Below are 14,197 nucleotides of genomic sequence, written 5' to 3'. Positions count from 1 at the left end.
TGGAGGTGGGTGACCAGCTCGGTCACCTCACCCGCCTCCACCACCCCTGACCCCATACCCCGAACCCCACCTCTCACCTGTCTCGATCGTGTGTTCGAGTATACCGCCTCGGACGGTCTTGGATCGGGTGTTTCCCCAGCTCAAACGGCATTTCTGACGGTTCGTCAGTGGTGATCGTCTCCGCTTCGTGGCTGCTGTTGGACACTGTCATCCACGGCGGTCTGGAGTGGGCAACAACCCGACACACGCGACGATGTGTCCCGATCCGGACACCTGTGGATGACGGAGCAGCGCTAGGGTTCGGGCTTCACTTCGACCCGGCTCGACCCAAACCCGGACCCCACCCCGATTTGGAGGCATGACGGTGACGACCCGATGGGTGGCGCTGCTACGGGGAATCGCCCCGATGCACGAGAACCAGAAGAGTGCGGACCTGCGAGGCGCCTGTGAAGCCGCGGGGTTCACGCGGGTCGCCTCGATCCAGTCCAGCGGCAACCTCGTCTTCGACGCCGACACAGACGACCGCGACGAGGTCACCCGTCGCCTGGACCGCACGTGGACCGACCGCCTGGGGTTCACGTCCAGGACCATCGTGCGGACCCCCGAGGAGCTGCAGGCGCTCGTCGACCTGCAGCCCTACGCCGGACAGGAGCACGGCCCCGCTGCCTACCAGCTCGTCACGTTCTTCGACCGCCCGATCACGCTCGACTTCGCCGTACCCCACGAGGTCGAGTCCCTGGGCCTGCGGGTCGTCCATGCCACAGCCACGGAGCTCTTCACGGTCAACGACACCTCGGTCGGCAAGGGCACACCGTCGGCCATGGGCTGGCTGCAGAAGACCTTCGGCAAGGACCTGACGTCGCGGACGTTCCCGACGCTGTCGCGCATCCTCAAGAAGTGCTGAGGCAGGCCAACACCCACCTTCCCCGGCCACGCCCCTCCCCCTCCGCGCAGCGATGCTGCCGGCGGTGGTCGGGCCCGACCGGTTCGTGTTCGTGTTCACCGATCCGGACGACACCTCCCAGGGGTTCTTCACCATCCCGATGCTGCCGGTCGACGTCGACACCCGGCGAATGCTGCTGATGTTCTCGAAGTTCTTCTCCTTCCGGCCCGCGTCAGCAGGTCACGCCGCCAACCACTGGAAGACTGCGGACGTGATGCCCGCGAGGATCGCCGGGGGGCCACCAGCAGCAGCCGTCGACCCCGACCGCGGGGCCGGCCGCGCCACTCGGTGAGCACGCCCAGGAGGGCCCCCGACGGCACGGCCCAGATCGTCGCGAGGCCCACGATTCCCACATCGGTCGGGAACACCCGTGCCACGACCCAGGTCGCCAGCTCACCTGCCAGTCCGACCACGAGGCCGACCAGCGCACCCGTCACCGCGCCACGGGCGAGCGGTTCCGGCCTCACCCGCCGGCGCCGCTCTCGTCCTGCGGCCACGACCGGGCGGGCCGCTCCCCGGGACCGGTCGGCGATTCGGTGACGGCGTAGGCGACGAGGCTGCTGACGACGAGGGTGACCACCACCTTCGGGATGGTCACCGACGACAGCGCCGCCATCGCGGCCAGCGCGAGGACCCAGGTCCCGAGCAGGACGAGAAGCCCCCTCCCACGTCCCCACCCCGATCCGTCCACGAGCCCTCCCCGCGCATCCGCTGCCATGGTGCGCCGGCGACCCTACCGCCCGAGGACCCGAGGACGGCGGCGCGTCGCCGAACCCACGAGGACCGCGACGGCCCGGGCAGCGCTCTGGCAGGCACCCTCCATCGTGGTCGTCCAGTCCGTGCGAGTCCAGTCACCGGCCAGCACCAACCCATCCACCGAGGTCGCCTGCGGGGGACGCAGGCCGGCGGTGCCCGGCCGTTGGGCGAACGTCGACCGAGGCATCCGCACGACGTGGGCATGGACCACCGTGGCCCCTGCGGCCGCTGGATACCGATCGGCCAGCACCGCCATCTGCGCCGCGACGATCTCGTCGTTGCGCATGCCGACCAGCTCGTACGCCGCCGACACGGTCGTGGAGAACAGCCAGCTCGACCGGGGCGTCCGCCCGTGCATCCGCTGCCGGTCCCACACCTGCTCCAGCACGCCCTCCCCGCCGTGGATGACCTCGCCCCAGTCGGCCATCCCGATGTCACGGTCGAGGTAGAGGTTGACGCTGACGATCGGCACCGGGGTCAGCTCGGCGACGACCCGGTCGACGAGCTGCGCCTCCGGCAGGCCCTCCAGCAGGTCGGCCATGTCCCAGATCGGCACCGCACAGACGACCGCGTCGGCCGCCACCACGTCGCCGTCGGACAGCCGGACCCCACGCACGACCCGACGACCCGCGGGATCCGCCTCCACCTCGAGCCCGCGCACGACCGCCCGGGTCCGCACCGACACCCCCAACCGATCGAACGCCGCCGACGCCGGTCGGACGATCAAGCTGTCGAGGTCGACGGTGGGATAGCCGATCGAGATGGCACGCCGGGTGCGCACGGCCTGCCGCAACCCCGTGACCAGCAGGTCCGCCGGCACCTTCGCCGACGAGATCGACGGCTTGTCGCCGGTCAGGCCGATGACCACCGTGTTCCACAACCCGACGCGTGCCGTCTCGGGCAGGCCCACGCGGTCGAACCACTCCTCCGCCGTGATCGCGTCGAGGTCTCGCGGCTGCCGCACGGCCTGGCCGATCAACCTGGCCTGCGCCACGGCCGTCCGGAACCGATCCCACCCGCGGACGCCGGGCACGTCACCGACCACGACCTTGAGGACGCCGAGCGGTCCCGACCCGATCCGCCGCGCCGTGCCGTCGGGCATCCGGATCGTCAGGTGACCGGGGAACGCCAGCCGGTCAGCCGTCCCGATGCTGCGGAGGAACCGTGGCAGGTGCGTGTATCCGCTGGCCAGCACGTGCTGTCCGTTGTCGGGGACGTCGTCGACCTGGTCCTGCGGCATGGCGACCGTCCGCCCGCCGAGCGCGCCGCGACGTTCCAGCACGACCACCTCGTGACCTGCCTCGGCCAGCCAGACCGCCGACGCGAGGCCGGCCAGTCCTCCTCCGACGACGACGCAGCGCACGGGAGGCAGGGTGCCCCGTTCCCCATCCGCCGACTCCCGACGACGCCGGGACCTTGGGCCCTGCCGAGGTTCCCGACACGGGCCTACGGTGACCTCGATGACTGCTGCTGCCCGACGTCCTGCCGTCCCGATCCTTGGCTTCCTCGGAGCTGCCGGGACGGTCACGGGCAGCCGGTTCCTCCTCCGGACCGCACGGTCGACGGTGCTCGTCGACTGCGGCCTGTTCCAGGGGCACGGCAAGGTGCGACGCCGGAACTGGGCGCCCTTCCCCGCCAACGCCGCAGCCATCGACGCCGTCGTGCTGACCCATGCCCATGTCGACCACAGCGGCTACCTGCCGCGGCTGCGCAACGAGGGGTTCCGCGGGCCGGTGTTCTGCACGGACGGCACCGCCGACCTCGTCCGCATCGTCCTGCCCGACAGCGGCCACCTCCAGGAGGAGGAGGCGCGCTTCGCCAACCGGATGGGGTACTCCAAGCACGAACCCGCGTTGCCCCTGTACACCGAGAAGGACGCCCGGGCGGTGCTCCCCAGCCTGCAGACCGTCCCGTTCGGCCACCCGACGCCGATCACCGACGACGTGACCGTCACGCTCCAGCCGGCCGGGCACATCCTCGGCTCGTCGACCGTCGCGCTCGACCTGGCCGACAGCGGACGACGGGTGCTGTTCAGCGGCGACCTCGGTCGGCCACGGCACCCCCTGCTCGTGCCGCCCACCCCACCGACCGACGCCGATGTCATCGTCCTCGAGTCGACCTACGGCGGCCGCCAGCACGACGACACCGACGCCATCGACCAGCTCGCCCGGATCATCGACCGGACGGCCGCCCGCGGCGGCACCGTCCTCATCCCCGCGTTCGCGGTCGACCGCACCGAGGTCGTGCTGCTGCGCCTCCGCGAGCTGATGTCATCGGGCCGCCTACCGACGCTCCCCGTCCACGCCGACAGCCCGATGGCGCTGCGGGCCCTCGACGTCTACCGCACCGCCATCGAGGAGGGTGCGGCCGACATCCGTCCCGAGCTGCGCGGGCAGGCCGACCCCTTCGACACCGGGCACCTCCACGAGGTCCGTGACGTCGAGGGGTCCAAGGCGCTCGCCCAGCTGACCGGCCCGTCGATCATCATCTCCGCCTCCGGCATGGCCACCGGGGGTCGGGTCCTGCACCACCTCGCCAGGCTGCTGCCCGACCCGCGCAACGCCGTGGTCCTGGTCGGCTTCCAGGCAGAGGGCACGCGGGGACGCCGTCTCGCCGACTGGCCCGCCCAGCTGAAGATGATGGGCACCTACGTCCGGGTCCGGGCCGAGGTCGCCAACCTCCGGTCGTTCTCGGTGCACGCCGACCACGACGAGCTGATGGGTTGGCTCCGCTCCGCACGGCCCGCCCCGGAGCTGGTCCACCTCGTCCACGGCGAGCAGGACGGCGCCGAGGCGCTCCGTGATGCCATCGAAGCCGAGCTGGACTGGCACGCGGTGGTCCCACGGCACCTCGAACGGGTCCGCCTCTGACGGGGCGCTGACGACGTGTCAGGTCCGGTCAGGGTCTGCCGGCGTGCCCGACCTCAACGGTGGTCGTCAACAGGACCGCCTCGGTGGCGTCCATGCGCATGTGCTCGAGGAAGTCCGGTGCCGCGCAGATCAGCAAGGTCCGGCCGTCCTCGCCGCCGAGCTGGCAGGCGAAGGCGCCCAGCCCCTCGGGCATCGTGACCTGGTCGACGACCTCGCCACCGGGGGCGACACGCAGCACCCGCGCCCCCATGGCGTCGGCCGCCCAGATGTGCCCCTCGACGTCCAGGGTGCAGCCATCGGGACCGATCGCCAGCCCGGCGAGGGTCTCCTCCAGCGTCCCGAGGGTCGGGGCCGGCGCGAGCTCCGCCCACGTCCGCCGGTCGGTCAACGACCCGTCCTCGGCGATGGTGAAGGCGGTGTAGCGGGCGCCCATGGTCTCTCCGACGACCAGCGTCGCCTCGTCGGGCAGGATGACGCTGCCGTTGGGGAACCACATGTCCTCGGCCGCCACCGACACCGAACCGTCCGGATCGACCCTGACGAGGGTGGCCGGGGAGGGGTCGGCGCCACCCATCAGGTCGAAGCCGAAGTTGCCGACGAACGCCCGCCCCTGCGCGTCCACCACCATGTCGTTGGCCTTGCCACCACAGTGCTCGGAGAGGTCGGCATGGACCGTCACCGTCCCGTCGGCGGCCCGGCGCAGCAGCCGATGGTCCCGCATCGACACGACCAGCATCGAGCCGTCCGGCATCCAGCCCAGCCCCGAGGGCTGCGCGTCGACGGTCATGACGACCTCCGCATGGCCGTCGGCGGTGACCCGCTGCACGGTGTGGGCGTAGAAGTCGCTGACCCACCACGTGCCGTCGTGCCATCGCGGCCCCTCGTAGAAGTGCCCTCCGTCGAGCAGCGTCGCGAGTTCGTACCCCATTGTCAGGCTCCTTGATTCGGGTCCGGCGGTCCCCGTTGCCGGTCACCCTATGACGGTCCCGTCGGCGATGACGGCCGGAACGCGAACTGCCCGCCCCAGCTGCCCGCGCGGTCCTAGAGTGCGCGCCATGCCACCAGCACCGCCACTGCGCCCATCCCGATGACCGACGGTCGGCACACGCGGCTGGCCACGGCGCTCGACCTGCCTGCCATCGAGGCGCTCCTGGAGGACCACTGGGTGCCCGACGCGGGTGACGGGATTGTGTGGGCGATGGGTCACCCCTCGGCTCGTGTGGTGATCACCCATCCGGACGGCGGCACTCCGGACGGCCTCGTGGTCGTCACGGAGGGACCGAACGGCCAGGGGACCCTGCGGGTCCGCCACCTGCTCGGGGCCGACCACGACGCGCTGCTCGAGGAGGCCGGTTGGCATGCTCGGACCATGGGGGCGACGGCACTGGAGCATCCCGACGGCACGATCCACGAGCTGGCACGGGTTCGGGGAACCATCTCCGACCGGTTCGTCGCGCTGGCGGCGGTGGCTGCCAACGCGGCGCTCCTGGCGGCGAACCGGACCACCGGGGTGGGCACGACGACGACCAAGGACGACGGCAGCCCCTCGGCTGCCGCGGATGCCGAGGCGGACCGCGCGTCCCAGCGCATCCTGGGCGAGCTCGGCGTACCGATGCTCAGCGAGGAACGCGCCGACATCGGGGTGGAGGATCCCTCCGGTCCGTGGCTGGTCGTGGATCCCATCGACGGGACCGGCAACTACCGCGCCGGGATGCCGCCGTGGGCGTTCGCCGCCGGGCTGGTCGCCGGCGGCCGTCCGGTGGCGGGGTACGTGATGGACCTCTCGTCGGGCCGTCGCTGGTGGGGCACGGTCGGTGTGGGAGCGTTCCGGGACGGGATGCCGGTCACCACGGCAGCCGGCGCCACGCTGATGGTCCCGACGCCACCGCCCGGCGGGACCGTCGAGGTGCCCGAGGGGTTCCGCCGGCTGCGGATCACCGGGTGCACGGCCGTCGACCTGTGCCTGGTCGCGGACGGCTCAGCAGGGGCGTGGCACGACCTGGACCGGGACGGCACCCACGTGCACGACGTCGCCGGGGCGCTGGCGGTCCTCGTGGCGGCGGGCGGGATCGTCCTCGACCCGGGCGGACAGCCGTTGGCGCTGCTGCCCGACACCGAGGGGTTGATCAGGTTCGTCGCCGCTGCGGACCACGACACCGCAGCGGGACTGCTCGCCAGCACGTGATCCCGCGGGTCAGAGGACCTGCTTGAGGATCGGGGTGCGCAGCTCGGTGGGCAGGCGGGCGACCAGCCCGGCGGCCTTGGCGTCGATGCCGACCAGGTTGCGAGGGCGTGGGTGGCGTGCGGTCAGCACGTCGATGATGACCTTGACCACCCGGTCGGGGGAGATCGCCAGGCGGGCCGAACGTTCGCCGACCTTCAGCGTGTCCTCGACCATGTCGGCGTACCGCTCCCGTGCCTCCTCGGGCATGGCGGCCAGCATGTCGCGGCTGCGGGCGGTGCTGGTCTCCCAGATCTCGGTGTCGATCGCCCCGGGTTCGATGAGGGCGACGCCGATCCCGAAGGGCTCGAGCTCCTGGGCGAGCGCGTCGGAGAAGGCGGCCATGGCGAACTTCGACATCGAGTAGGCACCGACCATCCGTCCCGACACCCGACCCGCCATCGACCCGATGTTGACGATCCGCGCCCCTTCGCCGTGCTCGCGCAGCAACGGCAGGGCGGCCTGGGTGGCGACGACGTGGCCGACGGTGTTGACCTCCAGCTGCCAGCGCAGGTCAGCGGGGTCCAGGTACTCAAGCGGGCCCGGCACGGCGGTCCCGGCGTTGTTGACGATGGCCCCGAGGGCATCGAGGGAGGAGATCCGCTCGGTGACGGCGTCGGAGTCGGTGATGTCGAACTGCAGGACGTTGAGGTGCTGATCGCCGAGCTCGTCGAGGAGCCCCTGCGCGTCGGCGTCGCTGCGGACCGAGGCGACCGTGTCGACCCCACGCCCCACGAGGGCGCGGACGGTCGCGCGTCCGATGCCGGTCGATGCACCGGTGACGAGGACGGGGGAGGGGATGTCGGGCATGGCGATGGTCCTGCGCTCGAGGGGGGTCGGACGGTACCCCGCGGCTACCCCCCAAGGAGCTTGTTGACCGCCCGGGACATGCGGCCGGGTTCGGGTGGTGTCCACCCCTCGGGCAGGTGCTCGGGGTGCTGCTCGGCGACGGTGGCCATGACCTCGTCCACCGACGGGTTCACCATCGACGTGTCGCCGATGATGACGGTCGGGACGGTCTCGTTGCCGTTGGCGACGCTCCGGACGTGGGCCGCGGCCGCCTCGTCCTCCCAGATGTTGACCCGCTCGTGGGCCAGCCCCGTCCGCTCCAGGCCACGGAGCAGGCCGGCACAGAATCCACATCCCGGCCTCCAGTAGACGGTGACGGGCGGGGTGGCTGTGGGGTCGGACATCATGGCTCCTCGGTTCGTCGGCTGTGGCGCTGCACCATGCAACACCGACCATGCAACACCGGGTCGGTGACGGCGATTCCGTGCCCGACACCGGGGGTTCGGTTACGTCCGTGGGGGAACGGGGGACAACGTCCCCGCACGTGCAGGAGGACACACGTCAGCCGAACGTGCATCCGAACCACGCGTGACAGAAGGGCCTTGGCATGTCGGTCGGTGACGCCCCCCAGCGGACGGAGGACCTTCGCATCGAGGTGGACACCGGCGCCGCTGCAGACGAGCGGTCCGGGGGCCTCCACCGGACCATCGGCCCGTGGCTGCTGTTCTTCTTCGTCCTCGGCGACATGCTCGGCGGTGGCATCTACGCGCTGGTCGGCGAGGTCGGCGCGAGCGTGGGCGGGGCGATCTGGATGCCGTTCCTGGCCGCGTTCGTGCTGGCCTCGTTGACGGCCTTCGCCTACGTCGAACTGGTCACCAAGTACCCGCGGGCGGCCGGTGCGGCCCTGTACGTCAACAGGGCCTTCCGGCGGCCGTTCCTCACCTTCCTCGTGGCCTTCGCGGTCATGTGCTCGGGGATCACCTCGGCCGCCGCCCTCGCCCGCGGGTTCGCGGGGGACTACCTGGTCACGTTCGTGGACGCGCCGGTGCAGGTGGGGGCACTCGGGCTGATCGTCGTGCTCGCTGCCATCAACCTGTGGGGCATCAGGGAGTCGGTCCGGTTCAACGCCGCCTGCACCGTCATCGAGGTCATCGGCCTCCTGATCATCCTCGTCGTCGGGACGATGGCGATCGGGGACGGCAGCGCCGACCTGTCACGGAACCTCGAGCTCAGCGGGGACGGCCCACCGCTCCTCGTCGTGCTCTCGGGTGCGGCGCTGGCCTTCTACGCCCTGATCGGGTTCGAGGACTCCGTCAACATGGCGGAGGAGGTCAGGGACCCCTCGCGTGTCTTCCCCCGGGCCCTGTTCGCCGCGCTGGGCGTGGCTGCCCTCGTGTACCTGGCCGTCACGGTCGTGGCGTCGGCGGTGGTCCCGACCGACGAGCTGGCTGCCAGCGACGGCCCGTTGCTCGAGGTCATCCGACGTGGTCCGGGCGGCGTCCCGGAGACGATGTTCAGCGGTATCGCGTTGTTCGCCCTCGCCAACGGTGCGCTGATCAACCTGATCATGGCGTCGCGGCTGGTCTACGGGATGGCCCGGGAGGGGATCGTGCCGTCCTCGCTGGGGAGGGTCGTCCCGGGACGGGGCACGCCAGCCACCGCCATCGCCTTCACCACCGCGCTGGCCCTCGTGCTGGCGGCGACCGGCGACCTCGGCGGCCTCGCCGACACCACCGTCCTGCTGCTGCTGATCGTCTTCGTCGTCGTCAACGTCTCGGTGCTGGTGCTGCGGCGCGACGAGGTGGACCACGACCACTTCCGGGCGCCGACGCTGGCGCCGGTCCTCGGCGCGGTGGTGTGCCTGGCGCTCGTCACCCAGAACGAGGGCGCCACCTGGCTGCGGGCCGGCGCGTTGATGACGCTCGGGATCGTCGTGTGGGGCGCCAACCGTTCGACTCGCCGGGCTTCCGGGACCCGAGAGGACCCCACCCGCTGAGGTGGCACCAGTCCGACCGCCCCCACCGGGCGTACCGTGGAGATCCCACGAGGAGCTTCCACGATCGCAACGCCTGACCCCACTTCGAGGCCCGACACCCGCACGGCCCCACCGCGCACGGCCACCGCGACCGTCGAGGCGTTCCTCGACGCCCTTCGGGCCCTCGACGTCGAGGCCGCCCGGGCGCTGATGGCGCCCGACATCGTCTACCAGAACGTGCCCTACCCGCCTGTCCGCGGCCCCGAGGCCACCATCCGGGTGCTCAGGCTCTTCCTGGTTGCGGCCACCGGGTTCGAGGTGGAGATGCATCACATCGCCAGCGATGGGGACGTCGTACTCACCGAGCGGGTCGACGCGCTGACCAACGGCCCCGTCCGCGTTGCCTTCTGGGTCTGCGGCACCTTCGAGGTGCGCGACGGCCTGATCACCGTGTGGCGCGACCGGTTCGACCACGTCGATCTCGCCGTCGCGCTGCTCCGTGGGCTCGTGCAGGCGCCGCTGCGGTTCGTGCGCACGCGCACCGACGGCAACGGCTGACCGGTCCGGGTCCGGGCAGGGCGACTATCGTCGGACGCCACGGCAGACGCTGACCCATCCCCCACAGAGGAGCACCCATGCCCACCGCCGACCTCGGCCAGATCAGCCTCCACTACGAGGCGACGGGACCGACCGACGGGGAGACCATCCTGCTGGTCATGGGCCTGGGCACGCAGATGGTGTACTGGCCGCAGCGGTTGATCGACGACCTGTCGAAGGACCATCGTGTCGTCTGGTTCGACAACCGGGACGTCGGGCTGTCCACCAAGGTCGACGCGCCCACCTCGCCAATGCTGCGTGTGCTGGCCGGCACGTTCGGGGTCCCGGTTCCGCCTCCGCCCTACACCCTGCGGGACATGGCCGACGACGCCGTCGGCCTGATGGACCACCTCGGCCTGGCACGCGCCCACGTCGTCGGCGTGTCGATGGGCGGGATGATCGCCCAGCGCATGGCGATCCACCACCCGCAGCGCCTGGCATCGCTGGTCCCGGTGATGTCCTCCAGCGGGACACGGCTGGTGCCGCCCGCCAAGCCCCGTGCGGCCAGGACATTCTTCATGACCATCCCCACCCATGACCGTGACGCCTACATCGACGCGATCGCAGGGATGCGGGGCGCCATCGCCAGCCCCGGCTTCGAGCCGGACCCCGACCACCTGCGTACGGCGATCGGCCGCGCGTTCGATCGGGGCCTCAACCCCGCAGGGTTCGTCCGCCACCTGCACGCCATCGCCGCCGACGGCAGCCGGGTGCCCGAGCTGCAGCGGGTCGAGGTCCCGACCCTGGTCGTGCACGGCGCCGACGACCCGCTGGTCAACCATCGTGCCGGCCGCTCCATCGCCGACGCGATCCCCGGTGCCCACTTCCGGCTGGTCCGCGGCATGGGCCACGACCTCCCGCCGGGCGTGTGCGACCTGCTCGCCGACGAGGTCAACGGCCTGATCAAGCGCCTCGCCTGAAGGCGTCACCGAGCGGCGAGAAGCACCACCAACCCCGTCGATGCCAGGACCCCGGCGACGGTGCGGACCCGGTTCCAGGTGTTCCATCGTCGCTCGAAGGCGCTGCGGGCACGGCTGACCGAGTCGTCGTCCTCCGCGGCGACATCGACCGCCTGAAGCGTGTTGTTGAGCGGGATGTTGATCGCTGCCGTGGGCACCTGGAGGCCGCCGATCCACAGCGCCGTCGCCCCGACGAGCAGCAGGCGCTCACCACCGGTTTCCTGCGACCACCCGAGCGCCAGCACGACCAGGACGGCGATGACCGATCCCACCCAGAGCAGCACGAAGACCGGCTGCCGGTCCTGGATCACCCGGTCCATGGCCTGGAACGTCCGCACGAACGTGCGGTCGTCGAGGGTGCCGATTCCCGGCATGGCGACGACCGCGAATCCGAGCAGCAAGCCGGTGACGAGGCTGCAGGTCAGCGCCGCTGCCACCAGCGCGATGTCGTAGGCCACGGCTCATCCCCTCCTCGGTGGCGGATCCAGTGCGAGCCCCGATGAGCGCAGCATCAGGCCCGGAGGACCTTCTCCATCGCCTTGCCCCGGGCCAGCTCGTCGACGAGCTTGTCCAGGTACCGGATCTTCTGCATCAGGGGGTCCTCGATGTCCTCGACCCTGACCCCGCACACCACCCCGGTGACGAGCGCGACGTTGGGGTTCAGCTCGGCGTCGGCGAAGAACCCCTCGAACGTGGTCCCGGCGTCGAGGTGATGCTGCAGCGCCGCATCGTCGTAGCCGGTCAGCCACTCGATCACCCGGTCCAGCTCGGCCTTCGTCCGGCCTTTCCGCTCGACCTTGTTGACGTAGTGGGGATAGACCGACGCGAAGCTGGTCGTGAAGATCCTGTGCACGTCGGGAGCATACGCCCGTCACCCGATGGCCCGAGGGCTGCCGGGGAGCCCGCGACACGTCCGGGCGGTCAGAGCGCCGCCGCGACGCGTACGCCCTGCTCGATCGCCCGCTTGGCGTCCACCTCCCGTGCCTGCTCGGCCCCGCCGATCAGGTGGGAGGCCACACCGGCGGCACGCAGCGCCTCGTGCAGGCCCGACACCGACTCCTGTCCGGCGCAGATGACGACGTGGTCCACGGGGAGGACACGCTGCTCGTCGTGGTCCTTGCCGAGGGAGACGTGGAGCCCCTCGTCGTCGATGCGGTCGTACCGGACCCCGCCGAGCATGGTCACGCCACGTGCCCTGAGGGTGGCCCGGTGCACCCACCCGGTGGTCTTGCCCAGGTCCGTGCCGTGGCGTGTCGTGCGGCGCTGCAGCAGGTGGACCGTCCGCACGGACGCCACGGGCTGCGGGTCGGCGACGCCGCCGCGGGCCCGGTCGGGATCGGTCACGCCCCACTCGGCCATCCACTCATCCAGGTCCGGGGGTTCGCCGGGGATGCCGGGGTGGGTCAGCAAATCGCAGACGTCGAAGCCGATCCCGCCGGCACCGATCACGGCGACGTGGTCGCCGACCTCGACCTCGCCGCTGACGACCTGGTCGTAGCGCACCACCTCGGGCCGGTCGATGCCGGGGATGTCGGGGATCCGTGGCCGGACGCCCGTCGCGACGACGACCTCGTCGAAGCCCTCCGCGATCAGCTCCTCGGCGGTCACGGGGGTGTCCAGCCGCAGGTCCACGCCGGTGCGTTCGACCTGCCGCCGGTAGTAGCGCAGCGTCTCGGCGAACTCCTCCTTGCCGGGGATGCGCTGGGCCAGCCGGAACTGCCCGCCGATGTCGTCCCCGGCCTCGAACAGCACGACGTCGTGGCCCCGGTCGGCGGCGGTGATGGCGGCGGACAGTCCGGCGGGACCGGCGCCGACGACGGCGACCCGGCGACCGGTCCCGGCCGGCTCGATGACCAGCTCGGTCTCGTGGCCGGCCCGCGGGTTGACCAGGCAGGTCGCCCGCGTGCGCTGGAAGACGTGGTCGAGGCACGCCTGGTTGCAGGCGATGCAGGTGTTGATGTCCTCGGGTGCGCCTGCCTCGGCCTTGCGGACCCAGTCGGCGTCGGCCAGGAACGGCCGGGCCATCGACACCAGGTCGGCGTCGCCCCGCGCCAGGATCTCCTCGGCGACCGCGGGCATGTTGATGCGGTTGCTGGCCACGACCGGCACCCCGACGTGGGGCCGCAGCTTGGCCGTCACCCAGCTGAACGCCCCACGCGGCACCGACGTCACGATCGTGGGGATGCGGGCCTCGTGCCAGCCGATGCCGGTGTTGATGATCGTGGCGCCGGCCTGCTCGACCTCCTCGGCGAGGGCGACGACCTCCTCCCAGCTCTGCCCGCCGCGGACGAGGTCCAGCATCGACAGGCGGTAGATCAGGATGCCGTCGGGGCCCATGGCGTCGCGGACGGCGGCGACGACCTCCGTCGCGAGGCGCCGGCGGTTCTCGGGGCTGCCGCCCCAGCGGTCGGTGCGCCGGTTGGTGCGGGGGGCCAGGAACTGGTTGATCAGGTAGCCCTCGGAGCCCATGACCTCCACCCCGTCGTAGCCGGCCTCGCGGGCCAGCGACGCCGATCGGGCGTAGTCGTCGATGGTCCCGCGGATCTCCCGTCCGGTCATCGCGCGGGCGGGGAACGGTGAGATCGGCGACTTGCCCCAGGAGGCGCTGACGGCCAGCGGGTGGTAGCTGTAGCGGCCGGCGTGCAGCAGCTGGAGGGCGATCCTCGCGCCGCCGTCGTGGGCGGCCCTCGTGACGGGTTCGTGCCGGCGGACCTCTGCGGCGGAGGTCATCTTGCCGGCCAGCGGCAGCAGCCAGCCGGTCCGGTTGATGCCGAAGCCGCCCGTGACGATCAGCCCGACACCACCCTCTGCCCGTTCGGCGTAGAAGGCCGCGAGCTTGCCGAGGTCGTGCCGGTCGTCCTCCAGCCCCACGTGCATCGACCCCATCAGCACCCGGTTGCGGAGGATCGTGACGCCCAGGTCGAGGGGCTGCAGCAGGTTGGGGTAGGCCGTGGTCATGTCCCAACCCTGCCCGGGAGGGCGGTCGGTCGACGAACCGAGCAGGCGTGCCCGCGGTCGAATGGTGCTATGACATGTCCGACCGCGGCGACCGCCGTCGGCCACGAGCAGTCGGACGTCAGGACGTGG

15 protein-coding genes are annotated in these 14,197 nt (G+C 71.5%); 7 read left to right on the top strand and 8 right to left on the bottom strand.

Translation table 11 applies throughout. From position 1 onward, the window contains the following. Positions 1-364: 364 nt before the first annotated feature. Together CUC05_RS23640 and CUC05_RS23635 are read left to right on the top strand one after the other, a co-directional pair. The gene (locus CUC05_RS23640) at positions 365-904 is read left to right on the top strand and encodes a DUF1697 domain-containing protein (RefSeq protein ID WP_157965949.1); all 540 of its coding nucleotides are present in this window, start codon (positions 365-367) and stop codon (positions 902-904) included. 64 nt (positions 905-968) lie between these two features. After that, positions 969-1,235, top strand: a complete 267-nt coding sequence (locus CUC05_RS23635) for a hypothetical protein (RefSeq protein ID WP_108668612.1) — start codon at positions 969-971, stop codon at positions 1,233-1,235. A gap of 171 nt (positions 1,236-1,406) precedes the next feature. Here the strand turns inward: CUC05_RS23635 and CUC05_RS23630 are convergent, their stop codons facing one another. Together CUC05_RS23630 and CUC05_RS23625 are read right to left on the bottom strand one after the other, a co-directional pair. Beyond that, positions 1,407-1,661: a hypothetical protein gene (locus CUC05_RS23630; RefSeq protein ID WP_157965948.1), complete on the bottom strand. Its 255-nt coding sequence runs from the start codon at positions 1,659-1,661 to the stop codon at positions 1,407-1,409. Between the two features lie 15 nt (positions 1,662-1,676). Beyond that, positions 1,677-3,062, bottom strand: a complete 1,386-nt coding sequence (locus CUC05_RS23625; RefSeq protein ID WP_108668610.1) for a hydroxysqualene dehydroxylase — start codon at positions 3,060-3,062, stop codon at positions 1,677-1,679. A 97-nt stretch (positions 3,063-3,159) separates the two neighbouring features. Here CUC05_RS23625 and CUC05_RS23620 point away from each other — a divergent pair, with 97 nt between their 5' ends. Further along, entirely contained in the window at positions 3,160-4,569 is a 1,410-nt protein-coding gene (locus CUC05_RS23620) for an MBL fold metallo-hydrolase RNA specificity domain-containing protein (RefSeq protein WP_108668619.1), read from the top strand. A 28-nt stretch (positions 4,570-4,597) separates the two neighbouring features. On the opposite strand, the gene CUC05_RS23615 is transcribed toward CUC05_RS23620, so the two are convergent. Further along, the gene (locus CUC05_RS23615) at positions 4,598-5,497 is read right to left on the bottom strand and encodes an SMP-30/gluconolactonase/LRE family protein (RefSeq protein ID WP_108668609.1); all 900 of its coding nucleotides are present in this window, start codon (positions 5,495-5,497) and stop codon (positions 4,598-4,600) included. Between the two features lie 159 nt (positions 5,498-5,656). On the opposite strand from CUC05_RS23615, the gene CUC05_RS23610 reads away from it, so the two are divergent. Beyond that, entirely contained in the window at positions 5,657-6,754 is a 1,098-nt protein-coding gene (locus CUC05_RS23610; protein ID WP_108668608.1) for an inositol monophosphatase family protein, read from the top strand. A gap of 9 nt (positions 6,755-6,763) precedes the next feature. Here the strand turns inward: CUC05_RS23610 and CUC05_RS23605 are convergent, their stop codons facing one another. Beyond that, positions 6,764-7,600, bottom strand: coding sequence for an SDR family NAD(P)-dependent oxidoreductase (locus CUC05_RS23605; RefSeq protein ID WP_108668607.1), 837 nt, complete (start codon positions 7,598-7,600; stop codon positions 6,764-6,766). Positions 7,601-7,644: 44 nt separating this feature from the next. Continuing rightward, on the bottom strand, positions 7,645-7,986 hold the full coding sequence (locus tag CUC05_RS23600; protein WP_420810913.1) for a mycoredoxin: 342 nt from the start codon (positions 7,984-7,986) through the stop codon (positions 7,645-7,647). Between the two features lie 200 nt (positions 7,987-8,186). On the opposite strand from CUC05_RS23600, the gene CUC05_RS23595 reads away from it, so the two are divergent. From CUC05_RS23595 to CUC05_RS23585, 3 genes are all read left to right on the top strand, one after another. Continuing rightward, positions 8,187-9,575: an APC family permease gene (locus CUC05_RS23595; RefSeq protein ID WP_108668606.1), complete on the top strand. Its 1,389-nt coding sequence runs from the start codon at positions 8,187-8,189 to the stop codon at positions 9,573-9,575. Between the two features lie 36 nt (positions 9,576-9,611). After that, the gene (locus CUC05_RS23590; protein ID WP_240606318.1) at positions 9,612-10,112 is read left to right on the top strand and encodes a limonene-1,2-epoxide hydrolase family protein; all 501 of its coding nucleotides are present in this window, start codon (positions 9,612-9,614) and stop codon (positions 10,110-10,112) included. A 77-nt stretch (positions 10,113-10,189) separates the two neighbouring features. Further along, positions 10,190-11,071, top strand: coding sequence for an alpha/beta fold hydrolase (locus CUC05_RS23585; protein WP_108668605.1), 882 nt, complete (start codon positions 10,190-10,192; stop codon positions 11,069-11,071). A gap of 5 nt (positions 11,072-11,076) precedes the next feature. Here CUC05_RS23585 and CUC05_RS23580 read toward each other — a convergent pair whose 3' ends face one another. The 3 genes from CUC05_RS23580 to CUC05_RS23570 form a co-directional block, all read right to left on the bottom strand. Beyond that, on the bottom strand, positions 11,077-11,568 hold the full coding sequence (locus CUC05_RS23580) for an anthrone oxygenase family protein (protein WP_205712513.1): 492 nt from the start codon (positions 11,566-11,568) through the stop codon (positions 11,077-11,079). A gap of 53 nt (positions 11,569-11,621) precedes the next feature. Beyond that, on the bottom strand, positions 11,622-11,963 hold the full coding sequence (locus CUC05_RS23575) for a DUF2200 domain-containing protein (RefSeq protein ID WP_108668604.1): 342 nt from the start codon (positions 11,961-11,963) through the stop codon (positions 11,622-11,624). Positions 11,964-12,031: 68 nt separating this feature from the next. After that, positions 12,032-14,068 (bottom strand): NADPH-dependent 2,4-dienoyl-CoA reductase, encoded by a 2,037-nt coding sequence (locus tag CUC05_RS23570; protein ID WP_108668603.1) that lies wholly within the window; start codon positions 14,066-14,068, stop codon positions 12,032-12,034. Positions 14,069-14,197: the final 129 nt, after the last annotated feature.

Origin of the sequence: Euzebya rosea (genome assembly GCF_003073135.1) — a bacterium.
In the GTDB taxonomy this organism is placed as follows: domain Bacteria; phylum Actinomycetota; class Nitriliruptoria; order Euzebyales; family Euzebyaceae; genus Euzebya; species Euzebya rosea.
Note: the sequence above shows the minus strand (reverse complement) of the source record. Positions and strands in the feature narration are given on the sequence as shown.